The organism is Pseudomonas sp. PDM19 (assembly GCF_014852215.1).
Classification (GTDB): Bacteria; Pseudomonadota; Gammaproteobacteria; order Pseudomonadales; family Pseudomonadaceae; genus Pseudomonas.
The window spans coordinates 706861-730768 of sequence record NZ_JACVBG010000004.1; the positions used below are offsets into that span (position 1 = coordinate 706861).

A 23908-nucleotide genomic window follows, 5' to 3' on the forward strand; every position below is an offset into this window, starting at 1 on the left:
AATTTTCTTCTAGATGCGCACCTCAGCCGCCCTGCAACATTCCCGGATGGATTCGCCGCGAGAACGGGGTGGAAAGCACCAGCGAGGTCTTGCTGGTGCCGAACTGGGCGAGGCGGTCGATCAGCTCTTCCAGCTCCTGGGTGCAACTGACCGCCACCTTGAGCATCACGCAGGCCTCGCCGGTGATGCGGTAGCAGTCGATGATCTGCGGGATTTCCAGCAGCGGGTCGAGCATGCTCTTGCTGCGGTGGTCGTTCAGGCGCATCTCGATCAGGCACTGGATCGAGCGGCCCATCTTCGACAGGTCTACGCTGGCGTGGTACCCGGTAATCACTCCTTCGGCCTCCAGGCGCGCCACGCGATCGGCCACGGCGGGCGGGGAGAGGTTGATCCGCCGGGCCAGTTCGGCGAAGGACAGGCGGCCGTCTTCCAGCAGGGCGGCGAGCAGGGCGCGGTCATACTTGTCCATGCGTAGACTCCGGTTTTGATTCGACGGCAAGGCTCGCGAAAATCCATCGAATGAAAAGTGTTATGCCCGTAATGGCGTTGTCTGTGCCTTATCCGGGGCGGTTGACCTGCATAAAATGAAGCGCTCCGCCTGCCTTGTCGAGCCCCACCCATGACCACGATGCCCATGCCCAGAGCCCGCGTCTCACTGACCCTGATTGCTGCCTTCTTCGCCCTCTACTTCATCTGGGGCTCGACCTACCTGGTGATCCGCATCGGCGTCGAATCCTGGCCGCCGATGCTGATGGCCGGCTGCCGCTTCATCATCGCCGGGGCGATCCTGTTCGTCTGGATGCTCACCCGCGGCGCACCCTTGCCGACGCTCAGGCAGTGCCTGTCGGCGGGCGCCATTGGCATCCTCCTGCTCAGCTGCGGCAATGGTGGGGTGACGGTGGCCGAGCACTGGGGCGTGGCCTCGGGCGTGGCGGCGCTGGCGGTGGCGACCGTGCCGCTGTTCACCCTGGTGTTCGGGCGTTTCTTCGGCAACCGCACCAACGCGCTGGAATGGGCCGGCATCGCTCTGGGCCTGTTCGGTATCGTGCTGCTCAACCTCGGCTCGAACCTGCAGGGCAGCCCGGCGGGCGCGGCGCTGATCCTCTTCGCGGCGGCGACCTGGGCCTTCGGTTCGGTGTGGAGCCGGCGCCTGGACCTGCCCGGCGGCGCCATGGCCAGCGCGGTGGAAATGCTGGTGGGCGGCGGCGTGCTGCTGCTGGGCAGCTTCCTCACTGGCGAGCGCATGGAGCAGATGCCCACCGCTGCCGGCTGGGGCGCGCTGGCTTACCTGGTGGTGTTCGGCTCGATCATTGCCTTCAGCGCCTACATGTACCTGCTGGCCAACGTGCGCCCGGCGGCTGCCACCAGCTACGCCTACGTCAACCCGGCGGTGGCAGTGATGCTCGGCGTGGTATTCGCCGGCGAGCACATCGGCCTGGCGGAATCCCTGGCAATGGCGGTGATCATCAGCGCGGTGGTGCTGATCGGCCTGCCGCAGTGGCGGCGCAAGGAAGCCGTCTGACTCGCGGCATGAGCTAAGCCCGAAAGGTTATTTCGCGCGTCTCGCGCGATTCGCTAGGGTATGCAACGGCCTCCATTCGGAGGCCGTTCTTCTTTGTTTCTTTCCTCCCTTTCAGTACACCCGCGCGCCATACGCCCAGGCCACTGATCCACCCTTCGAGCCGAGGTGTGCATGAGCCTGGTGGTGCCGTTTTCCACGCTTTCCGAATTGCCTCCCACCCAGCGCTGGAGCGATGCCCTGCGCGCGTCCAGCCTGCTGGCCCTGTCCGTGCCGCGCGAGTACGGCGGCCGTGGTGCCGGCTGGGACGAGGTGCTGCAGACCCTGCGTGATCTTTCCGAGCGCGACGGCACCCTGGCGCGGCTGTTCGCCCTGCATCACCTGCAACTGGCCAGCGTGTTGCTGCTGGGCAGCGCCGAGCAGCGCGAGCGCCTGCTGCCGCTCAGCGTGGAGCGCGAATGGCTGTGGGGCGAGGCGGTGGATCACCAGGAAAGCCGCCTGCTGGCGCGCGAGCATCGGCGCGGTGGTTTCCTGTTGCAGGGCGGGCGCCATGACTGCTTCGGCGCCGAGGCGGTGGACTGGCTGCTGATCTCGGCGCGCCATGCGCCCAGCGAGGGTTTGCTGATCGCCGCGCTGCCAGCGGATCGCAGCGGGCTGGATCGTTTCGAACCCAGCGGCGGCGGACTGCTGCATTGCCACGAGGTGCGCCTGCATCCCGAGGACATCCTGCTGCCGCCCGGCCTGCCGTGGACGCCCCGTGCGCAACTGCGCGGCAGCCTCTCCGCATTGTTGCAGGCGAACATTGCCCTGGGCCTTGCCGTGCAGGCCTTCGAGAACCTGCCGGCGCGGGCGGCGGCGGGGGGATTGCAGCGGCTGCTGGCGCTGGGGCTGCGGCTGTCCGAGCAGTCGGCAGTGGCCTTCGAGTCCGCCCAGGCGGCGGGCAACGGCCTGAGCTTCAGCCGCAGCGCGGCGCTCGCGACCCTGGTCGCGGAAACCGCAGCAGTGGCGCAGCACGCGGTGCAGGTCGGCTTGCGCCAGGAGGGCACTCGCGCCCGTGTGCTCGCCGGCGCTACCTGAGGCGCCGTAGCACGGGGCCTGTAGCCGAATCGAGACAAGCGCTGGTGCTCATAAGTTAAGAACTAAAAAGTATTTATTCGAAGTTTTTTATATCGGTAATCTAGCTCCACCGGACCGCCGGACACCTGTTTCATCCATCGAATCCCGTCCCGTGGTCCGTCCCCTCTGTGAGGCCGGCACCGCCGTTACCTTCAGAGGAAACACCATGAACAAACCTCGTTTCGTACGCCGTGCCGTGGCCGGCGTCGCTGTTGCGGCTGCCTTGTCCTTCCAGAGCGCCGCGTTCGCCGACATCGTCCTGGGCTACCAGACCGGTATCGACCCGACCAAGGTTCCGCAAGCCGATGGCACCTATGAAAAGGTCATCGGCGAGAAGCTCGACTGGCGCCGTTTCAACAGCGGCCCGGAAGTGGTCGCCGCCATCGCCTCGGGCGATGTGCAACTGGGCAATCTCGGTTCCAGCCCGCTGGCCGCCGCCACTTCGCGCGGCCTGCCGATCGTGGCCTTCATCGTCTCCGCGCAGATCAATGCCGCCGAGGCCCTGGTGGTGCGCAACGGCAGCAAGATCGAGAAACCCGAAGACCTGATCGGCAAGACCATCGCCACGCCCTTCGTTTCCACCTCGCACTACAGCCTGCTGGGCGCGCTCAAGCACTGGCAGATCGACCCGACCAAGGTGAAGATCGTCAACCTCAACCCCACCGAGATCGCCGCCGCCTGGCGCCGTGGCGACATCGATGGCGCCTTCGTCTGGTCACCCGCCCTGGGCGAGATCAAGAAGTCCGGCAAGGTCTTGACCGACGCCGCCGAAGTCGGCCAGTGGGGTGCACCGACCTTCGAGGTCTGGGTGGCCCGCAAGGACTTCGCCGAGAAGCACCCGGAAGTCATCGCCAAGTTCGCCCGTGTGAGCCTGGACTCCTTCGCTGACTACAACGCGCACAAGGCGCAGTGGACCGCCGATTCCGAGCAGGTGAAGAAGATCGCCCGGCTGACCGGCGCCGATCCGAAGGACGTGCCCGAGCTGCTGGCCGGTTCTGCCTTCCCCGAATCCCAGGCGCAGCTGTCGTCCGCCCTGCTGGGGGGCGGTACAGCCAAGGACATCGCCGGCACCGCCGCCTTCCTGAAAGAGCAGAAGCGCGTGCCCTCGGTGCTCAAGGACTACTCGCCCTACGTCAGCGCCGATTACGTGCGCCAGGCGGAGAGCGTGCAGGTGGGGCAGCGCTGAGGCGCAACGACAGACTCAACCTGTAGGAGGCCGCCACGCGCGCGAATCGCGGGCATGGCCCGCTCCTACAGGGAGCTTCTACGTAATCCTTCTCACCCTACGGAGGGCAGAACATGAGCCGTCTGACGGCCGAGGCAGTCAGCCTCACTTTCCATCAGCGCGGGCGCGAGCGCGTCGTGCTGCAGGACCTCACTCTCAGCCTGGCCAAGGGCGAATCCCTGGTGGTGCTCGGCCCGTCCGGCTGCGGCAAGTCCAGCCTGCTCAACGTGCTGGCGGGCTTCCAGGCGCCGGACAACGGCCGCGTGCAGATCGACGGCCGCACCCTCAGCGGCCCCGGCGGCGAGCGCGGCGTGGTGTTCCAGGACGACGCGCTGATGCCCTGGCTGAGCGCGCTGGATAACGTCGCGCTGGGTCTGCGTATCCGTGGCGTTGGCGCTGCCGAGCGCAACGCCCGCGCCCATGAAGTCCTCAAGCTGGTGGGCCTGGGCGAGCACGCGGACTACCGCATCTCGCAGCTTTCCGGTGGCCAGCGGCAACGCCTGGGTTTGGCCCGCGCGCTGGCGGTGGAGCCGGATTTCCTGCTGCTCGACGAACCCTTCGGCGCTCTCGACGCGCTGACCCGCGAGCGCATGCAGGTGCTGACCCTCGACCTGTGGCGCAAGACCGGCAAGGGCCTGTTCCTGATTACCCACAGCGTCGACGAAGCGCTGTTCCTCGCCACCGACCTGGTGGTGATGGACGGCCCGCCGGCGCGCATCGTCAAGCGCTTGCCGCTGGACTTCGCCCGCCGCTACGCCGCTGGCGAGGCGGTGCGCTCGATCAAGTCCGACCCGGAATTCGCGCGCTTGCGCCAACTCCTTCTGGATCTTTTTTTGGAAGAGACGCTTGAGGAACCGGAGGCCGAACATGCCCACTGATACCCTCGCTGGCAAACTCCCCGCCGCCGTGCCTAATGCCCGCAGTGTGCCGCGCGACTACCGCCGCTGGGCCGCCGCCGGCAGCGTCGGTTCGATCTTCGTGCTCTGGTGGCTGGCCACGCATCTGGTCTGGGTCGACACGCTGTTCCTGCCTGCGCCGGAGCAACTGGTGGAAGCCTTCCAGCGCCTGCTCGCCGAGGGCTACGTCGATGCGTCGCTGTGGCAGCACATCGGCACCAGCCTGCTGCGCGTACTGCTGGCGCTGGGCGCGGCGGTGCTGACGGCCATTCCACTGGGCATCCTGATGGGCCTCAACCCGCTGGTGGGCGCGGCGTTCGATCCGCTGGTGGAGTTCTACCGCCCGGTGCCGCCGCTGGCCTACCTGCCGCTGATCGTCATCTGGTTCGGCATCGGCGAGCTGTCCAAGGTGCTGCTGATCTACCTCGCGCTGTTCGCACCGTTGCTGATCGCCACCGCCGCTGGCGTGCGCCGCGTGGACAAGTCGCGCATCCAGGCCGTGCGCTGCCTGGGCGCCAGCCGCCTGCAGGTGGTGCGCCACGTGATCCTGCCCAGCGCGCTGCCGGATGTCCTCACCGGCCTGCGCATCGCCCTGGGCGTGGGCTGGTCGACCCTGGTCGCCGCCGAGCTGATCGCTGCCAATCGCGGCCTGGGCTTCATGGTGCAGTCCGCCGCGCAGTTCCTCGCCACCGATGTGGTGGTGCTGGGAATCCTGCTGATCGCTGCCATCGCGCTGAGCTTCGAACTGGGCCTGCGCTGGCTGCAGAAGCGCTTCGCTTCCTGGGAATAACAAACCGATTCGACACCCTCGCCATGCCGGCGAGGGGCAGGGGAGAGCGTGGCTCTTCCCGTGAACCTCACGAGAGAACACGAACATGACCACCCTGAGTATCGAACCCATCAGCCCGGCCCTGGGCGCCATCGTTTCCGGCGTACGCCTGGCCGACCCGCTGGGGGACGCGGCGCAGCGCCAGATCGAGCAGGCCCTGCTCGATCATCACGTGCTGTTCTTCCGCGACCAGCCGCTGACGCCAACCCAGCAGGCGAACTTCGCCGCGCGCTTCGGCGACCTGCACATCCACCCGATCTACCCCAGCTCGCCCGAACAGCGCGAAGTCATCGTCCTCGACACCGCTGTCACCGACGTGCGCGACAACGCCATCTGGCACACCGACGTGACCTTCCTGGAGACTCCGGCGCTGGGCGCCGTACTGGCCGCCAAGCAGCTGCCGCCCTACGGTGGCGACACCCTGTGGGCCAGCGGCATCGCGGCGTTCGAAGCGCTGTCCAAGCCGCTGCAGCAGTTGCTCGACGGCCTCACCGCGACTCATGACATCAGCAAGTCCTTCCCCCAGGAGCGCTTCGGCGCCACCGACGCGGACCTGGCTCGCCTGGAAGAAGCGCGCAAGAAGAACCCGCCGCGCAGCCACCCGGTGATCCGCACGCATCCGGTCACCGGGCGCAAGGCGCTGTTCGTCAGCGATGGCTTCACCACCCGCATCAACGAGCTGGAGCCGGCGGAAAGCCGCGCCATTCTCGACCTGCTGTTCGCCCACTTCGCCCGCCCGGAGTTCACCGTGCGCTGGCGCTGGAAGGAGAACGACGTGGCCTTCTGGGACAACCGCGTGACTCAGCATTACGCGGTGGACGACTACCGCCCGCAGCGCCGGGTGATGCACCGCGCGACGATTCTCGGCGACAAGCCGTTCTGACGGACTTTGTTCCGGTAGGGCGAATAACCCGGAGCGGGTTATCCGCCGCAATGGCGGATAACGCTGTAGGCGTTATGCGCCCTACGGTCTGCGAGAGATTTCTGTAGGAGCTAGCTTGCTCGTGAGCTGCATAACTCGGAATTCATCGGGGAGTCCGTTCGCGCGCAAGCTCGCTCCTACAGGGCGCTCCTACGGCGGCGAATTTCCTGCCATCCCCGTGACTTGCGGCAACAAAGCCGCACCGCAGACCGCATTCGTCGCCATTCTGGGTCGCGGTGGATGGCGCACTGTCCTACGCTTTGGCAGTTTCGCTTCATAAAGAGATTGCCTACATGCAAGAACGGATTCCGGACGAGTCCAACCTCGCCGAGCTGACGGTTCGAGGCCTGATCCTCGGCGCGCTGATTACCGTGGTGTTCACCGCTTCCAATGTGTACCTCGGCCTCAAGGTCGGCCTGACCTTCGCCTCGTCGATCCCTGCGGCGGTCATTTCCATGGCCGTGCTGCGCTACTTCTCCGGCTCCAACATTCTCGAGAACAACATGGTGCAGACCCAGGCCTCGGCGGCCGGCACCCTGTCCTCGATCATCTTCATACTTCCCGGCCTCTTGATGATCGGCTACTGGAGCGGCTTCCCGTTCTGGCAGACCGCCGCCATCTGCTCCATCGGCGGCATCCTCGGCGTGCTCTACACCATCCCGCTGCGTCGGGTGATGGTAGTGCAGAGCAACCTGCCGTACCCCGAGGGCGTGGCGGCGGCGGAGATCCTGCGCGTCGGCAGCCAGGACGAGGAAGAGGAAAAGGCTGGCAAGCCCGCGAAAGCCGGTGGCCCGGGCCTGCGTGACATCCTCGCCGGTGGCGTGGTCGCTGCCGCGTTCAGCCTGCTCAGCAGTGGTTTCAAGGTGCTCGCCGAAGGCTTCAGCTTCTGGCTCACCGCCGGGCAGGCGGCGTTCCGCCTGTCCACTGGCTTCTCGCTCGCGCTGGTGGGCGCCGGCTACCTGATGGGCATCACCGCCGGCATCGCCATCCTGATTGGCGTGGTCATCGCCTGGGGTGTGGCCGTGCCGCTGCTCTCGGTGAACAGCGTGCTGGCCGCCGGGCAGAGCCTGCCGGAGCTGGCCACCAAACTGTGGAGCAGCCAGGTGCGCTTCCTCGGCGCCGGCACCATCGGTATTGCCGCGCTGTGGACCCTGGCCACGCTGTTCAAGCCCATGGTGCAGGGCGTCTGGTCGTCGCTCAGTGCCGTGCGCGGGCGTGGTGAGGTGAGCGACCTGCGCACCGAGCAGGACCTGTCGGCGAAGTGGATCGTTACCATCGCCGGTGTGCTGTTGCTGGCGCTGTTCGTGGTGTTCTCCTACTTCCTCGGCGAGGCCGCGCCGGACCTGCACGGCTTCGGCTTCTGGGGCCTGGTGGCGGTCTGCGTGATCTTCGCCTTCTTCTTCGGCTTCCTGATTGCCGCTGCCTGCGGCTACATGGCCGGCCTGGTGGGCTCGTCGAGCAGCCCGATCTCCGGTATCGGCATCATCGCGGTGATCCTGGTGTCGTTGCTGATCCTCGGCGTTGGCTCGCTGGAAACCGGCTTCCTCGACCAGCAGGGCGGCAAGCTGGCCATCGCCCTGGCGCTGTTCACCACCTCGGTGGTGATCGCCATCGCGGCGATTTCCAACGACAACCTGCAGGACCTGAAGACCGGTTACCTGGTCGGCGCGACCCCGTGGCGCCAGCAGGTGGCGCTGATCGTCGGCTGTCTGGTCGGCGCCCTGGTGATCCCGCCGGTGCTGGAGCTGCTGTTCAACGCCTACGGCTTCACCGGCGCCCTGCCGCGCGAGGGCATGGACCCGAACGCCGCGCTGGCCGCGCCGCAGGCGACGCTGATGACGGCGATTGCCAGCGGCATTTTCCACAATGCGCTGAACTGGAACATGATCCTCATCGGCGTGGCGCTGGGCATCGCGCTGATCCTGGTGGACGTGCTGCTGCGCCGCACCGGCAAGGCCAGCCTGCCGGTGCTCGCCGTTGGCCTGGGCATCTACCTGCCGCCGACCATCGGCATGACCCTGGTGGTCGGCGCCGTGATCGGCTGGTTGCTGGAAACTGCCCTGGCCAAGCGCGCGGTAGCCGCCGGCAAGGATGTGGAGGAGTTCTCCGACGAGCCCAAGCGCCGGGGTGTACTGCTGGCTTCGGGCCTGATCGTCGGCGAGAGCCTGATGGGCATCCTGCTCGCCGCCATCATCGGCACCACCGGCTCGGCCACGCCGCTGGCGCTGGTCGGCGACGGCTTCGAGGACACTGCGCAGTGGCTGGGCCTGGTGGTGTTCGTGGCGATCTGCGTGCTGTTCTACCGCAAGGTGTTGACCGGCACCCGCGGCTGATCCTTCGCCATGATGCGAAAAAGGCGCCTGCGGGCGCCTTTTTCGTTGTCGGAGCTTTCGCTTGTTCGTCGCCGGACGGCATCTCGTTTGGTCGGATGATATATGATGCCGATATCAGATTTCGGAGGCTCTCATGCGCACCCTGGTGGATATCCCCGTTGAATACCTGGAACGCCTGAATGACATCAGCGAACGCCAGCAGCAATCCCGTGCCTCGGTCATTCGCGAGGCCATCGCCGAGTACCTGGTCAACCACGCGCAGGCGGACGCTGACGCGGCTTTCGGTCTGTGGCAGGAGAATCAGGTGGACGGCCTGGCGTATCAGGAGAAGGTGCGCGAGGAATGGTGAAGGTCCTGTTCGACACCAACATCCTTATCGACTATCTCAACGGCCATGTGCAGGCCCGCGATGAGCTGGCGCTCTACAGCGACCGCGCCATCAGCATCATCACCTGGATGGAAGTACTGATCGGCGCCACGCCGCAGACCGAAGCGGCCACCCGCGCCTTTCTCTCCAGCTTCACGCTGCTGGCGCTGGACGAGCGCATCGCCCAGCGGGCGGTGGAGGTGCGCCAGCGTCTGCGGGTGAAGCTGCCGGACGCGGTCATCAAGGCCTCGGCGGAAGTCGAAGGCCGGCTGCTGGTGACGCGTAACGTGAAGGATTTCGACGAGCGTGAGCCGGGAGTGCGGTTGCCTTATCAGTTGTAACGAGCCCCCCCGTAGGAGCGCCCCATGGGCGCGATCGCGGGCATGGCCCGCTCCTGCAGGGGGCTCCGAGTTCAGCGCACCAGGTGCAGGAACTGCAGGTGCCGCTCGTACTGGTCGAGCATGTCGTTGATGATCTGCTCCTTGCTGTAGCCCATCAGGTCGTAGTCCTGGCTGCCTTCGGAAAGGTGCACTTCGGCGCGGAAATAGCGGCGGTTCTTCAGGTGCAGGCCGCCCATGCCGGCGCGGGCGAAGGACGGGGTGAAGTAGCCGCGCATCGAGACCTGGTAGAGGAACGGATGCTGCGCGCCGTGGCCGATCTCCAGGCCAATTTCCAGGTTGCTCAGGTCCAGGTCGGAATCGACCTGCAGGCCCTTCTCGCGGAACACTTCGGAAACTTCGGCGATCGCCGGGCTGACCACGTCGACCATGTAGCGGTACACCTCGTCGCGGGTGGGGAAGTGCACAGCCTGGGAGATGCGCCGCTTCCAGCCGCCGGGCTTGGCCGAGGGCGGCGGTGCCAGAGAATGGGTGCGCGCGCGCTGGCGCTGGGACTCCAGGTAGAAGGCCTTGTGCAGGCCCCACATCATCAGCAGCAGGATCAGCGAGAAGGGCAGCGAGGTCAGTACCACCGCTGACTTGAGCGCATCGATGCTGCCGGCGAACAGCAGGCCGCCGGTCACCAGCGCGGTGGCCACGCCCCAGAACACCCGCAGCCACTTCGGGCCGTCGTCGTCGGCGCTGCCGCCGTGGGCGGAGAGGGTGGAGAGCACCACGGTGCCGGAGTCCGCCGAGGTGACAAAGAAGACGAAGCTGACCAGCACCGTCACCGCGATCACCACGCGGCTGGCCGGATAATTCTGCAGCATCTGGTAGAGCGCCATGGACGGATCGCTGATGGCAACGCGGCCCAGCTCGCTGAAGCCATGGTTGAGCACCTGGTCCAGGGCGCTGTTGCCGAAGATCGACATCCACGCCAGGGTGAAACCCAGCGGAATGAACAGCACGCCGAAGACGAACTCGCGAATCGTCCGCCCACGCGAGATGCGCGCGATGAACAGGCCGACGAAGGGCGCCCAGGCGATCCACCAGGCCCAGTAGAACACCGTCCAGCCACCCAGCCAGTCGCTGCCATCCTTGCCGTAGGCGTAGAGGTCGAAGCTCTTGGTCGGCAGGGCGCCGAGGTAGTCGCCGATGTTCTGCACCAGGGTGTTGAGCAGGTGTTGCGTAGGGCCGGCGAACAGCACGAAGAGCAGCAGCGCGCAGGCCAGCAGCATGTTGATGTCCGACAGCAGGCGGATGCCCTTGTCGACGCCCGACACGGCGACCAGGATGGCTGCGCCCATCATCAGCGCGATCAGCGTCATCTGCACCGGATGGCTGTGGGCGATGCCGAAAAGGAAGTCGAGGCCGGCGTTGAGCTGCAGCACGCCGAAGCCCATGTCCGCACCCAGGCCGAATACCGTGGCGATGATGCCGAAGCAATCCACGGTGTAGCCGATGGGGCCATTGATGCGCTTGCCGATCAGCGGGTAGAGCGCGGAACGCAGCGCCAGCGGCAGGTTGTGACGGTAGGCGAAGTAGGCCAGCGCCATTGCTACCAGGGCGAACACGCCCCAGCCGTGCAGGCCCCAGTGCAGGAACAGCAGCTGCATGGCCTGGCGCGCCGCTTCCGGCGTGCCGGCCTCGCCCTGGGGCGGCTGGGCGAAGTGGGTCAGCGGCTCGGACACGCAGAAGAAGAACAGGGTGATGCTGATGCCGGCGGCGAACAGCATGCCGGCCCAGGACAGGTAGCTGAATTCCGGCTCGTCGTGGTCGGCACCGAGCTTGATCTTTCCGTAGCCGGAAAGCGCGGTGACCACCACGAAGATCAGGTACAGCGTCATCGCCAGCAGGTAGTACCAGCCGACGCTGTCGGCGGCCCAGGACTGCGCGGCGAGCAGCCATTCACCGGCCCGTTGTGGCTGGGCGATGACGGTGAGGGCGAAGATGAGGATCAGCGCGGCCGCACCGTAGAAGACCGGTGGGTTCATGCGCATGGCGGGGGAGGGCGTTACGGACGGGGAGGATTGTGCAACGGACAAAACGGGCGGGGTCCCTCGAAATTTTCCTTGAACAAGCATTCAATGAAAACACGATTGAGCCCGAAAAGGCCAATCAGCGGGACCGGTGGTCCCGCCGCCGGCCCTGGTCGAGGGCCGAGCGGAGCGGGTACTGCTTTACTTGCGGCGGTTCTTTTTCGCCTCACGGATCTCACGGCGTTCCGGGTCGGCCTTCGCGGGCGCGGTCAGGAATGCGGTGGCGGCGAAGAAGTTAGCAAGAGCGGCAAAGCTGGTCACGATAGTCTCCAATGGCGCCGGGGAAAATGGGTCCCGACCGCCTGATAGCCATTTTCCCTGAAGATTGTGACGAAAAGAAGTGAATGGTCTTGATGAGGGGTATTGATCTGGTCGATGGGACTGATTTTTTCGATATTTGCGGGGAATCGACCTTATTTTGACTCTTTGCTCAGGATTCCCTCCTGCCGACCTGCAACTCGGCAAAGCCTTTCACTGCGACCGTTCGTCGCGAAAGGTGAAACGGTTCAGCGCCACTCGTGGCTTTGCCACGTTTACCGGCTGTCAGGCCGGTGAAACAGTTCTCCGCATAGCACAGTTACCGGAATAGAGCGGGTTCCAGTCCGGAAACTTGAACGGGTGTGCAATTTTTCGTGAAAAACATGTGAAACGGCTATGGCGATTGACTTGCTGATTCCGTTAGTCTCCCCCGGCAGGACAAAAAACCACCAACAGGGAGCATCTCGAGATGGACTTCAAACGCATCGCCATTGCCACTGCACTCTTCGCTTCGCTGGCCGGTTGCCAGACCATGACCACCAACCAGGCCATCGTTCCGCTGCAAGCCGCTACCGCCCAGATGATCGGTCTGGCTTCCTCCGACGAGCTGGTTGTCAGCGACGTCAAAGCCGGTCAGCCGGACGCTCTGGGTGGCCAGGAACTCTCCTACGTCGCCACCACCACCAAAGGCCGCGTGTTCAACTGCACCTCGCGCATGATGCCGGGCCTGCTGACCGATCCGGCCAAGCTGACCAACCCGTCGTGCACCCCGGTGGTCGCTCACTCGAACACCGCTACCAAGTAACACCCCAGTTGCATGCAGTCGCCCGTGCGCGGCCCTTCGGGTCGCGCTGGCGACTACAGCGCGGTGACTCAGCCGCGCTCGTGCTCCAGGCGTTGCAATAGCGCACGCAGCTGCGCTTCGACGCCGGGCTGGCGCAGCAGACGCCCCAGCGCCTCTTCGCTTACCTGCGTTTCCCCGCCAGTTCCGGCCGCGCCGCCTGACCCTGCTACGCCGCCTGACCCCGCCACGCCGCCTGAAAAGTTCAGGTGCTCCGGGCGTATCTCCTCGTCCGGGCTGACCAGCAGGGCGAAGTGGATGACGTTCTCCAGTTCGCGGATATTCCCCGGCCACGAATAACCTTCCAGTGCCCGCTGCGTATCCGTGGCGATCTGCGGCACCGGCAGTTCCAGACGTTGCGCATGCACGCCGAGGAAGTACTCGGCCAGCGGCTGGATATCGCCGATGCGTTCGCGCAACGGCGGCAGCGTGAGGTTGCCGTCGTGCAGGTACTGCTGCAGCCCTTCGAGGAATTTCCCCGCTTTCACCGCCTGCCCCAGGTCGATGCTGGTGGCGGCGACCAGGCGCACGTCCACTGGCACCGGCTCGCGCGCGCCGACGCGCAGCACTTCGCGCTCCTGCAGCACGCGCAGCAGTTTCTGTTGCAGCGACAGCGGCAGGTCGGCGATCTCGTCCAGGTACAGCGTGCCGCCGTTGGCCGAGCCGAACCAGCCGGCGCGGCTGCCCACCGGACCGTTGTGCGCGCCCGGCGCGTAGCCGAACAGCTCGGCGTCGGCGTAGTTGCGGCTCAGCGCGCTGCAACTTACCGCGACGAACAGCCCGGGCCGTTCGCTGGCGCGGTGGATGTGGCGGGCCAGCAGCTCCTTGCCGGTGCCGGTCTCGCCGTGGATCAGCACCGGTTGCGGCAACGGCGCCAGGCGCTCCACCTCGTCGCGCACTTCATGGGAGCGCGGGTCGAAGAACACCAGCGCCTTGGCGCGGATGCTCAGCGGGCTCTTGTCGGCGTCGGGGAAGGTCAGCAGCGGCAGCGGCGCGTGGGGTGCATTCATGGGGTATCTCCTTCTGCTCTTACAGCGCGTCCAGCGCCTGCAGGAAGTCACGGACGATGTCCTCGCTGTCCTCGATGCCGACCGACACACGGATGGTGCCGTCGTGGATGTCCAGCGCGGTCAGGGCCTCGGCGGACAGCGCGCGGTGCGAGGTCTTGCCGGGGTGGGTGATGCTGCTGGCGACGCCGGCCAGCGACGGCGCGAAAGCGGCCAGGCGCAGCTCGCCGATCAATGTGTCGACCTGGTCGAGACCGCCCTTCAGGGTGAAGCTCAACATGCCCGAGTGGCCCTTGTGGAACAGCCTCTGCGCCAGCTCGAAGTCCGGATGCGAGGGCAGGCCGGGATAGAACACGCGGGCCACCTGCGGGTGCGCTTCGAGGGCTTCGGCCAGCGCCTGGGCGTTCTGCGAGTGGGCCTTCATGCGCAGGGCCAGGGTCTTGGCACCGCGGAAATTCAGCCAGCTCTCGAAGGGGCTGGCGCTGCCGCCGGCGTTGATCTGGAAGCGTCGCGCGGCGGCGATCCACTGCGCATCGCCGACCAGTGCGCCGCCCATGGCGTCGCTGTGGCCATTGAGGTACTTGGTGGTGCTGTGGATCACCAGGTCGGCGCCATCGCGCAGCGGCTGGTAGAGCACTGGCGAGAGGAAGGTGTTGTCCACCAGCAGCTTGAGACCGTGGCGGTGGGCAAGCTCGGCCAGCGCCGGGATGTTGCTGACGCGTACCAGCGGGTTGGAGGCGGTTTCGGTGTAGATCAGCTTCGTGGTCGGGGTGATCGCCGCTTCCACTGCCGCCAGGTCATTGAGGTCGAGCAGGCTGGAGGCGATGCCGAAGCGCGTCAGCTCCTTCTCGATCAGGCTCTGGGTGGTGCCGTACAGCTCGCGGCTGGCGATCAGGTGATCGCCGGCGCCGAGCACGCCCAGCAGCGCGGCGGAGATGGCCGCCATGCCGGAAGCGGAGAACAGCGCGTCCTCGCCGCCTTCCAGTTCGCGCAGCAGCTCTTCCACGGCGCTGTGGTTGGGGTTGCCGATGCGCGTGTACATGTAGTTGTCGGGGTTGCCGGCGAGGAAGTCGTCGACCTGTTCCAGCGAGTCGTAGACGAACACCGAGCTCTGGTAGATCGGCTGGCTCTTGGCGCGGGTGACCATGCGCCGGTCGGCATCGTGGCCGGCATGCACGGCGCGGGTGGAGGGGCCTTTGGCGTGGTCGCTCATGGCAAGTCCTGGGATAAGAAAAACGCCGGTGGAACCTGCCCACCGGCGTCGAAGCGGGTGCGCTCAAGGCGCGCCCAGCGTGGGAGTCGTTGCGCCCGGCCAGCGGCCGGGCGACGGATCAGAAGGCCGGCACCACGGCGCCGTTGTACTTCTTCTCGATGAAGGCTTTGACTTCCGGGCTGGTCAGGGCGGCGGAGAGTTTCTTCAGGGCATCGCTGTCCTTGTTGTCCGGGCGCGCCACCAGGTAGTTCACGTAGGGCGAGTTGCGGTCTTCGAGGATCAGCGCGTCCTTCACCGGGTTGAGCTTGGCTTCCAGCGCGTAGTTGGTGTTGATCAGGTCCAGGTCGACCTGGTCCAGCACGCGCGGCAGCAGGGCCGATTCCAGTTCCTTGAACTTCAGGTGCTTGGGGTTCTCGGCGATGTCTTTCGGGGTGGCCAGGGCGTTGCTCGGGTCCTTGAGCTTGATCACGCCGGCCTTCTGCAGCAGGAGCAGGGCGCGGCCGCTGTTGCTGCCTTCGTTGGGGATGGCGACGGTCGCGCCGTCAGGCAGCTGGTCGATGGACTTGTACTTCTTCGAGTAGCCGCCGAAGGGCTCGACGTGCACGCCGGTCACGGTGACCAGGTTGGTGCCCTTGCCGGAGTTGAAGTTGTCCAGGTACGGCTTGGTCTGGAAGTAGTTGGCGTCCAGGCGCTTCTCGGCAACCTGCACGTTGGGCTGTACGTAGTCGGTGAAGACCTTGATCTCCAGGTCCACGCCTTCCTTGGCCAGGGTCGGCTTGATCAGCTCGAGGATCTCGGCGTGGGGGATCGGCGTTGCAGCGACAACCAGCTTTTCGTTGGCGAAGGCAGTGGTGCTGAAGGCAGCGGCGAGGGCGGTCAGAAGCAGCAGCTTTTTCATTGCGATGTCCTTGTGGGGCAGATGACCGCTGGCGTCCGGGCCGGCCGGGATGGGGCCTTCGTACGGGCGGTGGATTCTTTTTCCGCGGCTCACTCGGCAGCGGTTGCAGCGAAAGTTACCCGGTCTTGTTATTCCAATAAAATATTAATTTTTCATTTTCATATTCGATTTTGTTCATACGGCTTGTGCGGGTGAGGCCTGAGACAAGCTGTCGCGCGACACCCCGTCGCGCGGCAACCCACCACTCCAGCCACCGTCCGCCGGGCGCGTAAGATCGATGCAGTTTCTTGAGCGGCGTCAATGCAGATGGTGGTCCATTCTGATTGAGCGGCAAAAAGAACCCGAACCGACGCCAGATCGGTGGCTCGAAACTGAGTCATTGGAAACACAGACATCACGCAAGAACGCCCTGCGCATGCGCAAGGTACGGTGCCCGACCCTTCCGTGGGGTTGGCGTCAGCCTGAAGAGGAATCGTCATGTTCGGATTAGAGGCGCTCGACCTGGCCCGGATCCAGTTCGCCTTTACCGTGTCCTTCCACATCATCTTCCCCGCCATCACCATCGGCCTCGCCAGCTACCTGGCGGTGCTCGAGGGCCTGTGGCTGAAGACCAACGAGGAGGTCTACCGCGACCTCTATCACTTCTGGTCGAAGATCTTCGCCGTCAATTTCGGCATGGGCGTGGTCTCCGGCCTCGTCATGGCCTACCAGTTCGGCACCAACTGGAGCGCCTTCTCGGCCTTCGCCGGGAGCGTCACCGGCCCGCTGCTGACCTATGAGGTGCTCACGGCGTTCTTCCTCGAAGCCGGCTTCCTCGGCGTCATGCTCTTCGGCTGGCACCGCGTCGGCCCGGGCCTGCACTTCTTCGCCACGGTGATGGTGGCGATCGGCACGCTGATCTCCACCTTCTGGATTCTCGCCTCCAACAGCTGGATGCAGACCCCGCAGGGCCACGAGATCGTCAACGGCATCGTGGTGCCGGTGGACTGGCTGGCGATCATCTTCAACCCGTCGTTCCCCTATCGCCTGCTGCACATGGCGATCGCCTCGTTCGTCGCCACCGCCTTCTTCGTCGGCGCCTCGGCGGCCTGGCACCTGCTGCGCGGCCGCGACAACCCGGCGATCCGCAAGATGCTTTCGATGGCTATGTGGATGGCGCTGATCGTCGCGCCGATCCAGGCCATGGTGGGTGACGCCCACGGTCTGAACACCCTCAAGCACCAGCCGGCGAAGATCGCCGCCATCGAAGGCCACTGGGACAACAGCGAAGGCGGCCCGACGCCGCTGATACTGGTCGGCTGGCCGGACATGGAGCGCGAGGAAACCCGCTTCAAGATCGAAATCCCGGTCCTCGGCAGCCTGATCCTGAACCACAGCCTGACCGAGCCGATCCCGGCGCTGAAGGACTTCCCGAAAGCCGACCGGCCCAACTCCACCATCATCTTCTGGTCGTTCCGCATCATGGTCGGCCTGGGGCTGCTGATGATCCTGGTGGGCCTGTGGAGCGTCTGGCTGCGCTGGCGCAAGCGGCTGTTCGAGAACCGCGCGTTCCTCCATCTGGTGTTGTGGATGGGACCGTCCGGCCTGATCGCGATCCTCGCCGGCTGGTTCACCACCGAGATTGGTCGTCAGCCTTGGGTCGTCTACGGGCTGATGCGCACCTCGGACGCGGTGTCCAACCACAGCGTCGCGCAGATGAGCCTGACCCTGGTGATGTTCGTGCTGGTGTACTTCAGCCTGTTCGGCGTGGGCATCGGCTACATGATGCGCCTGGTGCGCAAGGGCCCGGTCACCCACGAAGGCCGCGAGACCAGCCATGGCGGCGCCGGCCAGAAACGTACCGCTGCGCGGCCGCTGTCGGCCACCGAAGAGGGGTTTGACGACGATGACAGCACTGACGCGGGGAGGAACTGAGCCATGGGAATCGATCTTCCGCTGATCTGGGCGATCATCATCATCTTCGGCGTGATGATGTACGTGGTGATGGACGGGTTCGACCTGGGGATAGGCATGCTCTACCCGTTCTTCAAGGACGAAGGCGACCGCGACGTGATGATGAACACCGTCGCGCCGGTCTGGGACGGCAACGAGACCTGGCTGGTGCTGGGCGGCGCGGCGTTGTTCGGCGCCTTCCCGGTGGCCTATTCGGCCGTGCTCTCGGCGCTGTACCTGCCGCTGATCCTGATGCTCGTCGGGCTGATCTTCCGCGGCGTGGCCTTCGAGTTCCGCTTCAAGGCGCGGGCGAACAAGCGTCACCTGTGGGACAAGTCGTTCATCATCGGCTCGCTGGTGGCGACCTTCTTCCAGGGCGTGGCGCTGGGTGCTTTCATCGAAGGTATCCCGGTGGAAAACCGTGCCTTCGCCGGCGGCTCGCTGGACTGGCTGGCGCCGTTCCCGCTGTTCTGTGGCCTCGGCCTGGTGGTCGCCTACAGCCTGCTGGGCTGCACCTGGCTGATCATGAAGACCGAAGGCCGCCTGCAGGAACGCATGCATGACCTGGCCAGGCCACTGGCGCTGGTGCTGCTGGCAGTGATCGGCATCGTCAGCCTGTGGACCCCGCTGGCCCACGAGGACATCGCCCATCGCTGGTTCAGCCTGCCGAACCTGTTCTGGTTCCTGCCGGTGCCGCTGCTGGTGCTGCTGACCTTCTACGGCCTGCTGCGCTCGGTGGCGCGCAATGACCACGTGAAGCCGTTCCTGCTCACCCTGGCGCTGATCTTCCTCGGCTACAGCGGGCTGGGCATCAGCCTGTGGCCGAACATCATCCCGCCGTCGATGTCGATCTGGGACGCCGCGGCGCCGCCGCAGAGCCTGGGCTTCATGCTGGTGGGCGCGTTGTTCATCATCCCCTTCATCCTCGTCTACACCGCGTGGAGCTACTACGTGTTCCGCGGCAAGGTGAAGCACGGCGACGGCTACCACTAGAGGTGCGCAGCATGACTCACGAGGAACAGCAGAAGGCGCCGCTGCGCAAGCGGCTGGGCTGGCTGGTGCTGATCTGGGCGCTGAGCGTCACCGGCCTGGGTATCGCGGCCTGGCTGATGCGCCTGTTCATGAGCGCGGCGGGGCTGGGCACACCGCACTAGTTCGCGCAATCGATCCCATCCGGGCGCTGCTCGCAGCGCCCGTTCCCACATCCCTCGCTGGTGCTTCCAGCGGGGGATTTTTTTCAGTGCAATTTGTCGCGCTTGGCCAGGGTGGGGAACAGTTTCATCCATGCGCCAGTGACGACCAGCGTGCCGACGCCGCCGAGCACCACCGCCGGCACGGTGCCGAGCCAGTGGGCGGTGAGGCCGGACTCGAACTCGCCCAGTTGGTTCGAGGCACCGATGAACAGGCCGTTTACCGCGCTGACCCGACCGCGCATCTCGTCCGGGGTTTCCAGCTGCACGAAGGCGCCCCGGATGACCATGCTGATCATGTCCGCCGCACCCAGCACTACCAGCACCGCCAGGGAGAACCAGAAGGAGGTCGACAGGCCGAAGGCGATGGTGGCGACGCCGAAGATACCGACGGCGAGGAACATGATCCGCCCGACATTGCGCTCGATGGGGAAGCGCGCCAGCCAGAACGACATCAGCAGCGCGCCCACCGCCGGGGCCGAACGCAACAGGCCCAGGCCCCAGGGACCGGTGAGCAGGATGTCCTTGGCAAACACCGGTAGCAGCGCGGTGGCGCCGCCCAGCAGCACGGCGAACAGGTCCAGGGAGATGGCACCAAAGATGTCCGGGCGGCTGCGGATGAAGCGAATGCCGGCCAGCAGCGATTCCAGGGTCGCCTTGCCCTGCGCTGCCGGCGCCTGGCGCTTGGGCAGGGTGAGCACCAGGGCGCAGGCGATGAAGTACAGCACCGCGGTGGGCGTGTAGACCCAGAAGGCGCCGAAGGCATAAAGGAAACCGCCGAAGGCCGGCGCCGCAATGGTCGCCGCCTGCATCGCCGAGGCGGACGCCGCCACGGCGCGGGGGAACAGCGCAGTGGGCACGATGTTCGGCAGCAGCGCCTGGGTGGTCGGCATCTCGAAGGCCCGTGCGGTGCCCAGCAGGAAGGCCATCACGAAGATCATCTCGCGGGTCACGTTGTCGGTGCTGGCGCCAATCACCAGCGCGACAGCGATCAGGCCCTGGCCGATCTGGCACAGCGAGGCGATGCGCCGGCGGTCGTAGCGGTCGGCGACGTGGCCGGTGTGCAGCATGAACAGCACGCGCGGGGTGAACTCCACCAAGCCCACCAGGCCCAGGTCAAGCACGTTGTGGGTCAGCTCGTAGATGTGCCAGCCGATGGCCACGGTGATCATCTGGAAGGCGCTGGCGGTGCAGACGCGCGCGAGCCAGAAGGCGAGGAAGGGGCGGTGACGCAGCAGGGACGTGGCTTCGGCGGTCATGGAAAGTGCTTTCGTTAGGGGGCTAAGCAAGGGCTGCGCAGCGTAGCACGCTGTAACACTTTTGCGCCTGTCGTCGGCGAAACCCGCAATTGGCGAATAGTCTCGACCGGTCGACTAAAATTTTCATCGCCGCGACAAGCCGCCCGATTGACTTTGCTTCGCACTATTGAGGTGCGTTAAAGTTGACAGAAGAGTCAGGTTTTCCTGCAGGATCTTTCCTTCGGCGCCATCCCCGAGGCGCCCGCGATTCCGCGCCCTCCGAACTCTCTCCAGCACAGAAAAAACGACATGGGCGGGCCTTCACCGTCCAGAGGATGAACCATGTCCAACCGTGATATTTCCCGGCGCGCCTTCCTCCAAGGCGGGCTGATTGCCGGTGTCAGCGTGACCATGGCGCCGCTCGGCAGCCGGGCTTTCGCTGCCCTGATGGAAAACTCCGTCACCGTCTCCCCCCAGCAGTGGATGGGCCACGACGGCAAGGCGCGTTTCCGTAACGACGCGCTGTCCAAGGTCTGCGGAAACAAGGTGTTCGCCCGCGACATCCGTTCCAAGGACATGCCCGGCTGGCCGCAGCAGCAGGGCCACGCCATGCTGCTCAAGACCATCAAGGCCGACCGCATCTTCGACGGCATTGACCTTGCCTGGCTGGGCGCCGAGCTGCAGCCCGACCGCATCGTCACCGCCGAGGACCTGGACAAGGACGGCATCGTCTTCCCCGAAGCCCACGCCCCGGACCCGCTGCTGCCGCGCGGCAAGGTGCCGATGTTCATCGGCCACCCGGTGGCCATCCTGATCTGGAATGACTTCGAGCGCTTCCGTCAGGCCAAGCTGAAGATGAAGTTCAACGACAAGGCGATCCGCTACGGCGCGCAGGCCCCGCTGTACCAGGGCGATCCCTACGGCAGCTTCCGCTATGTGCGCGTCGGCGGCGCAACCTCGGCCGATCCGGACGAGTTCTCCAGCCTCAAGGACTCGATCCTCTTCCCGATGATCCGCGAGCGCAAACCGGTGTGGAACCAGCAGCCCAACCAGCACGGTGATCTCACCGAGCAGGGCCTGTTCTACGCGCAGAAGATCAAGGAGCAGATCGACAACCCGCCGGAGAACTGGCTGGTCTTCGACGAACGCTACAAGACCCCCTCCATCGAGCCGGCCGCCATGGAGCCGGACAACGGCAACGGCTGGTACGACCCGGCGAGCAAAACGCTGCACTTCGTGGTCGCCACCCAGTGCCCGTTCGAAGCCGCCTTCGAGACGGCGCACATGATCGCCCCGTCGCGCTTCGGCCTGGCCAAGCTGAACATGCACCCCGGCTACACCGTGGGTTACGGTTCCAAGGACCACAACATCTTCGTCTACTACGCGGCCCTGGCTGCGCTGTACGGCAACGGTGTACCGGTGCGCCTGGCCAATGACCGCTACGAGCAGTTCCAGAGCGGCATCAAGCGTCACCCGTTCGACATTCGCTACCAGCTGGCGGTGGACAAGAAGGACATGACCTTCAAGATCTTCCGCACCGAGATGAGCGTGGACGGCGGCGGCCGCACCAACTACAGCCCGTCCGTGGCCGCCGTAGGCGCCACCGCTGCGCAGTCGATCTACTACATGCCGCAGAACGACCTGCAGGTGACCGCCTACCATTCCCGCGCCGTCGAGGCCGGTTCCATGCGTGGCTACGGCACCCTGCAGAGCATGGCCGCCACCGAGATGATGGTGGACGAGATCGCCGGTCGCCTGGGCGTAGACGCCATCGAGCTGCGCCGCGTCAACGCGCTCAAGTCCGGCATGAAGAACACCCAGGGCGCGATTCCTGCCGGCGCCCTGCGCCTGCACGAGATCCTCGACAAGGCTGCCGCCCACGAGTGGTGGAAGACTCGCGACGCGCGCAAGAAAGAGATGGACGCCAAAGACCCGGATCACTGGTACGGCGTTGGCTTCGCCATCTGCCAGAAGGACTTCGGCACCGGTTCCGAAGCGCCCATGGCGAGCATCGAGTTCGATGCCGAGGGCAAGGTGCACATGCGCCATATCGGCATCGAGATCGGCACCGGCATGTCCACCTCCCAGGCGCTGGTGGTGGCCGACTTCCTCGGCAAACCGGCGGACGAGATGAAGACCGCCGAGACCGAGTGGCCGGAACTTCAGCTGCTCAGCGGCGAAGATCCCTACACCATGAGCCAGCCCACCCAGGACGAGAAGCTGCGCAACCCGCGCTGGGTCGGCAAGTACGCTTCGGCGTCGTCGGCGACCAACTCGGCCTACTACTTCAGCCACGCCACCCGTGAAGCGGCGCGCGTGCTGTTCAACCACGGCCTGTGGCCGGCGGCCCTGGAAATCTGGCGTCGCGGCCCGTTCAACGGCGCGGCCAACCCGCTGGTGGTGCGCCGCGAAGACGCCCACTGGGTCGACGGCAAGCTCACCGCCAACGGCCTGCAGCCGCTGTCGTTCGCCGAACTGGCCCAGGTGGCCCACGACAAGGGCCTGGTCACCGGTGCCACCGTCCACGGCTTCAACCGCTGGAGCTGGGCAGAGTGCGACTATGTCATCGACGGCGTGCGCGACCGCCTGCCGCTGGACGCCCTGGCCGTGAAATACGGCGACGGCGCTCCCGGCGTGAAGAAGGCGCAGATGAACAGCGCCGGCTTCCACCTGCTGGACCGCCAGAACGTGGCCTATCCGCCGGTGCAGTTGAACAACGCCGCGGTGACCTACTACAGCCCGGTGGCGACCATCGTCGAACTGAAGGTGAATAAGGGCAACGGCGAAGTCAGCGTGCTCAACCACCACAGCTGGATCGAGTGCGGCCGCGTGCTGGTGCCGGAACTGGTGAAAGGGCAGATCGAAGGCGGCACCGCCATGGGCATCGGCCATGCGCTGCTCGAAGACATGCCGCTGTACGAAGGTGGCCCGGGCGAGGGCGACTGGAACTTCAACCGCTACCGTCTCCCGAAGGCGAAGGACGTGGCCGTCTGGCAGCAGAGCTCGGAAATCCTTCCGCCGCTCTCGCCCAGCGACCCGTCCAAGGGCATCGCCGAAGTGGTGATGATCCCGGTGGTCGGCGCCATCAGCAACGCCGTGGCCCACGCCATCGGCAAGCGTGTCCGCGACCTGCCCATCACCCCCGCTCGCATCAAGGAGGCCCTCCATGGCTAACCGTCCGCTCAACCTGACCTTGAATGGTCAAACCGTCGGCCCGGTCGAGGTTCCCGAGGACCTGCCGATGATCGACTACCTGCACGAATACCAGAACCTCACCGGTTCGCGCCTGGGCTGCGGCCAGGGCATCTGCCATGCCTGCGTGGTGATCGTCGACAACCCCGACGGCACCAGCGAGGAAGTGCGCACCTGCATCACCGGCGCGCACTACTTCGAAGGCAAGAAGGTGCGCACCATCGAGGGCCACGCCAAGCGTGAGGAAGACGGTTCGGTGAAGGAACTGAACCCGATCCAGCAGAAGTTCGTCGACCGCTTCGCCTTCCAGTGCAGCTACTGCGCACCGGGCTTCGTCAACGCCGCCACCGTGCTGGTGGAAAAGGCCCAGCGCCAGCCGCTGAAGAAGAGCGAACTGGAATCGACCATCGAGGCGAGCCTCGGCCACCACATCTGTCGCTGCACCGGGTACGTGCGTTACTACGACGCTACCCGTGAAGTGCTGACCGATCTCGGCCTGGTCAAGGAGGGCTAAGC

General features: G+C 65.6%; 21 protein-coding genes. 15 read left to right on the forward strand and 6 right to left on the reverse strand.

Going from position 1 to position 23908, the window contains the following annotated elements; translation table 11 throughout:
• Positions 1 to 22: 22 nt before the first annotated feature.
• On the reverse strand, positions 23 to 469 hold the full coding sequence (locus IB273_RS25535) for an Lrp/AsnC family transcriptional regulator (protein WP_081520044.1): 447 nt from the start codon (positions 467 to 469) through the stop codon (positions 23 to 25).
• 165 nt (positions 470 to 634) lie between these two features.
• Here IB273_RS25535 and yedA point away from each other — a divergent pair, with 165 nt between their 5' ends.
• The 9 genes from yedA (at position 635) to IB273_RS25580 (ending at position 9548) form a co-directional block, all read left to right on the forward strand.
• Entirely contained in the window at positions 635 to 1522 is an 888-nt protein-coding gene (yedA, locus tag IB273_RS25540; RefSeq protein WP_151189744.1) for a drug/metabolite exporter YedA, read from the forward strand.
• A gap of 171 nt (positions 1523 to 1693) precedes the next feature.
• Positions 1694 to 2596, forward strand: coding sequence for an acyl-CoA dehydrogenase family protein (locus IB273_RS25545; RefSeq protein ID WP_151188416.1), 903 nt, complete (start codon positions 1694 to 1696; stop codon positions 2594 to 2596).
• A gap of 205 nt (positions 2597 to 2801) precedes the next feature.
• Positions 2802 to 3821: a taurine ABC transporter substrate-binding protein gene (tauA, locus tag IB273_RS25550; protein ID WP_138214168.1), complete on the forward strand. Its 1020-nt coding sequence runs from the start codon at positions 2802 to 2804 to the stop codon at positions 3819 to 3821.
• Positions 3822 to 3934: 113 nt separating this feature from the next.
• Positions 3935 to 4738 (forward strand): taurine ABC transporter ATP-binding protein, encoded by an 804-nt coding sequence (locus IB273_RS25555; protein WP_192225325.1) that lies wholly within the window; start codon positions 3935 to 3937, stop codon positions 4736 to 4738.
• Positions 4728 to 5546 (forward strand): ABC transporter permease subunit, encoded by an 819-nt coding sequence (locus tag IB273_RS25560; RefSeq protein WP_192225326.1) that lies wholly within the window; start codon positions 4728 to 4730, stop codon positions 5544 to 5546. The genes IB273_RS25555 and IB273_RS25560 overlap by 11 nt, the downstream gene beginning before the upstream one ends.
• An 85-nt stretch (positions 5547 to 5631) precedes the next feature.
• Complete coding sequence (gene tauD / locus IB273_RS25565; protein WP_081520049.1) at positions 5632 to 6468, forward strand: taurine dioxygenase; 837 nt, start codon at positions 5632 to 5634, stop codon at positions 6466 to 6468.
• Positions 6469 to 6800: 332 nt separating this feature from the next.
• Positions 6801 to 8840 (forward strand): OPT family oligopeptide transporter, encoded by a 2040-nt coding sequence (locus IB273_RS25570; protein WP_192225327.1) that lies wholly within the window; start codon positions 6801 to 6803, stop codon positions 8838 to 8840.
• Positions 8841 to 8973: 133 nt separating this feature from the next.
• A complete protein-coding gene (locus IB273_RS25575) occupies positions 8974 to 9189 on the forward strand; it encodes a ribbon-helix-helix protein, CopG family (RefSeq protein ID WP_151188412.1) in 216 nt (71 codons plus the stop codon).
• The gene (locus IB273_RS25580; RefSeq protein ID WP_081520051.1) at positions 9183 to 9548 is read left to right on the forward strand and encodes a type II toxin-antitoxin system VapC family toxin; all 366 of its coding nucleotides are present in this window, start codon (positions 9183 to 9185) and stop codon (positions 9546 to 9548) included. The genes IB273_RS25575 and IB273_RS25580 overlap by 7 nt, the downstream gene beginning before the upstream one ends.
• Before the next feature lie 71 nt (positions 9549 to 9619).
• On the opposite strand, the gene betT is transcribed toward IB273_RS25580, so the two are convergent.
• A complete protein-coding gene (gene betT, locus IB273_RS25585) occupies positions 9620 to 11578 on the reverse strand; it encodes a choline BCCT transporter BetT (RefSeq protein WP_139791660.1) in 1959 nt (652 codons plus the stop codon).
• A gap of 772 nt (positions 11579 to 12350) precedes the next feature.
• Here betT and IB273_RS25590 point away from each other — a divergent pair.
• Positions 12351 to 12686, forward strand: a complete 336-nt coding sequence (locus tag IB273_RS25590; RefSeq protein ID WP_015478994.1) for a hypothetical protein — start codon at positions 12351 to 12353, stop codon at positions 12684 to 12686.
• 68 nt (positions 12687 to 12754) lie between these two features.
• Here the strand turns inward: IB273_RS25590 and IB273_RS25595 are convergent, their stop codons facing one another.
• The 3 genes from IB273_RS25595 to IB273_RS25605 form a co-directional block, all read right to left on the reverse strand.
• A complete protein-coding gene (locus IB273_RS25595; RefSeq protein ID WP_192211213.1) occupies positions 12755 to 13732 on the reverse strand; it encodes a sigma 54-interacting transcriptional regulator in 978 nt (325 codons plus the stop codon).
• 19 nt (positions 13733 to 13751) lie between these two features.
• Entirely contained in the window at positions 13752 to 14942 is a 1191-nt protein-coding gene (locus IB273_RS25600) for a trans-sulfuration enzyme family protein (protein ID WP_192225328.1), read from the reverse strand.
• Between the two features lie 118 nt (positions 14943 to 15060).
• A complete protein-coding gene (locus IB273_RS25605; RefSeq protein ID WP_081520055.1) occupies positions 15061 to 15840 on the reverse strand; it encodes a MetQ/NlpA family ABC transporter substrate-binding protein in 780 nt (259 codons plus the stop codon).
• A 477-nt stretch (positions 15841 to 16317) separates the two neighbouring features.
• On the opposite strand from IB273_RS25605, the gene IB273_RS25610 reads away from it, so the two are divergent.
• Genes IB273_RS25610 through IB273_RS25620 form a run of 3 tightly spaced genes read left to right on the forward strand, consistent with a single transcriptional unit; the run spans position 16318 to position 18926 of the window.
• A complete protein-coding gene (locus IB273_RS25610; RefSeq protein ID WP_081520056.1) occupies positions 16318 to 17754 on the forward strand; it encodes a cytochrome ubiquinol oxidase subunit I in 1437 nt (478 codons plus the stop codon).
• Between the two features lie 3 nt (positions 17755 to 17757).
• Positions 17758 to 18765 carry a cytochrome d ubiquinol oxidase subunit II gene (cydB, locus tag IB273_RS25615; protein WP_192225329.1) on the forward strand — a complete coding sequence of 336 codons (1008 nt, stop codon included), beginning with the start codon at positions 17758 to 17760 and terminating at the stop codon, positions 18763 to 18765.
• Between the two features lie 11 nt (positions 18766 to 18776).
• Complete coding sequence (locus IB273_RS25620; RefSeq protein ID WP_192225330.1) at positions 18777 to 18926, forward strand: DUF2474 domain-containing protein; 150 nt, start codon at positions 18777 to 18779, stop codon at positions 18924 to 18926.
• Between the two features lie 83 nt (positions 18927 to 19009).
• Here the strand turns inward: IB273_RS25620 and IB273_RS25625 are convergent, their stop codons facing one another.
• Positions 19010 to 20221, reverse strand: coding sequence for an MFS transporter (locus IB273_RS25625; RefSeq protein WP_192225331.1), 1212 nt, complete (start codon positions 20219 to 20221; stop codon positions 19010 to 19012).
• 321 nt (positions 20222 to 20542) lie between these two features.
• Here IB273_RS25625 and IB273_RS25630 point away from each other — a divergent pair, with 321 nt between their 5' ends.
• Positions 20543 to 23374, forward strand: coding sequence for a xanthine dehydrogenase family protein molybdopterin-binding subunit (locus tag IB273_RS25630; RefSeq protein ID WP_192225332.1), 2832 nt, complete (start codon positions 20543 to 20545; stop codon positions 23372 to 23374).
• Positions 23367 to 23906, forward strand: coding sequence for a (2Fe-2S)-binding protein (locus IB273_RS25635; protein WP_024764769.1), 540 nt, complete (start codon positions 23367 to 23369; stop codon positions 23904 to 23906). Before IB273_RS25630 ends, IB273_RS25635 begins: the two co-directional genes overlap by 8 nt.
• Positions 23907 to 23908: the final 2 nt, after the last annotated feature.

Bases quoted from the DNA above. Each gene is read 5' to 3' on its own strand.
- IB273_RS25535 (WP_081520044.1), bottom strand. From the start codon at position 469: ATGGACAAGTATGACCGCGCCCTGCTCGCCGCCCTGCTGGAAGACGGC.
- yedA (WP_151189744.1), top strand. From the start codon at position 635: ATGCCCAGAGCCCGCGTCTCACTGACCCTGATTGCTGCCTTCTTCGCC.
- IB273_RS25545 (WP_151188416.1), top strand. From the start codon at position 1,694: ATGAGCCTGGTGGTGCCGTTTTCCACGCTTTCCGAATTGCCTCCCACC.
- tauA (WP_138214168.1), top strand. From the start codon at position 2,802: ATGAACAAACCTCGTTTCGTACGCCGTGCCGTGGCCGGCGTCGCTGTT.
- IB273_RS25555 (WP_192225325.1), top strand. From the start codon at position 3,935: ATGAGCCGTCTGACGGCCGAGGCAGTCAGCCTCACTTTCCATCAGCGC.
- IB273_RS25560 (WP_192225326.1), top strand. From the start codon at position 4,728: ATGCCCACTGATACCCTCGCTGGCAAACTCCCCGCCGCCGTGCCTAAT.
- tauD (WP_081520049.1), top strand. From the start codon at position 5,632: ATGACCACCCTGAGTATCGAACCCATCAGCCCGGCCCTGGGCGCCATC.
- IB273_RS25570 (WP_192225327.1), top strand. From the start codon at position 6,801: ATGCAAGAACGGATTCCGGACGAGTCCAACCTCGCCGAGCTGACGGTT.
- IB273_RS25575 (WP_151188412.1), top strand. From the start codon at position 8,974: ATGCGCACCCTGGTGGATATCCCCGTTGAATACCTGGAACGCCTGAAT.
- IB273_RS25580 (WP_081520051.1), top strand. From the start codon at position 9,183: ATGGTGAAGGTCCTGTTCGACACCAACATCCTTATCGACTATCTCAAC.
- betT (WP_139791660.1), bottom strand. From the start codon at position 11,578: ATGAACCCACCGGTCTTCTACGGTGCGGCCGCGCTGATCCTCATCTTC.
- IB273_RS25590 (WP_015478994.1), top strand. From the start codon at position 12,351: ATGGACTTCAAACGCATCGCCATTGCCACTGCACTCTTCGCTTCGCTG.
- IB273_RS25595 (WP_192211213.1), bottom strand. From the start codon at position 13,732: ATGAATGCACCCCACGCGCCGCTGCCGCTGCTGACCTTCCCCGACGCC.
- IB273_RS25600 (WP_192225328.1), bottom strand. From the start codon at position 14,942: ATGAGCGACCACGCCAAAGGCCCCTCCACCCGCGCCGTGCATGCCGGC.
- IB273_RS25605 (WP_081520055.1), bottom strand. From the start codon at position 15,840: ATGAAAAAGCTGCTGCTTCTGACCGCCCTCGCCGCTGCCTTCAGCACC.
- IB273_RS25610 (WP_081520056.1), top strand. From the start codon at position 16,318: ATGTTCGGATTAGAGGCGCTCGACCTGGCCCGGATCCAGTTCGCCTTT.
- cydB (WP_192225329.1), top strand. From the start codon at position 17,758: ATGGGAATCGATCTTCCGCTGATCTGGGCGATCATCATCATCTTCGGC.
- IB273_RS25620 (WP_192225330.1), top strand. From the start codon at position 18,777: ATGACTCACGAGGAACAGCAGAAGGCGCCGCTGCGCAAGCGGCTGGGC.
- IB273_RS25625 (WP_192225331.1), bottom strand. From the start codon at position 20,221: ATGACCGCCGAAGCCACGTCCCTGCTGCGTCACCGCCCCTTCCTCGCC.
- IB273_RS25630 (WP_192225332.1), top strand. From the start codon at position 20,543: ATGTCCAACCGTGATATTTCCCGGCGCGCCTTCCTCCAAGGCGGGCTG.
- IB273_RS25635 (WP_024764769.1), top strand. From the start codon at position 23,367: ATGGCTAACCGTCCGCTCAACCTGACCTTGAATGGTCAAACCGTCGGC.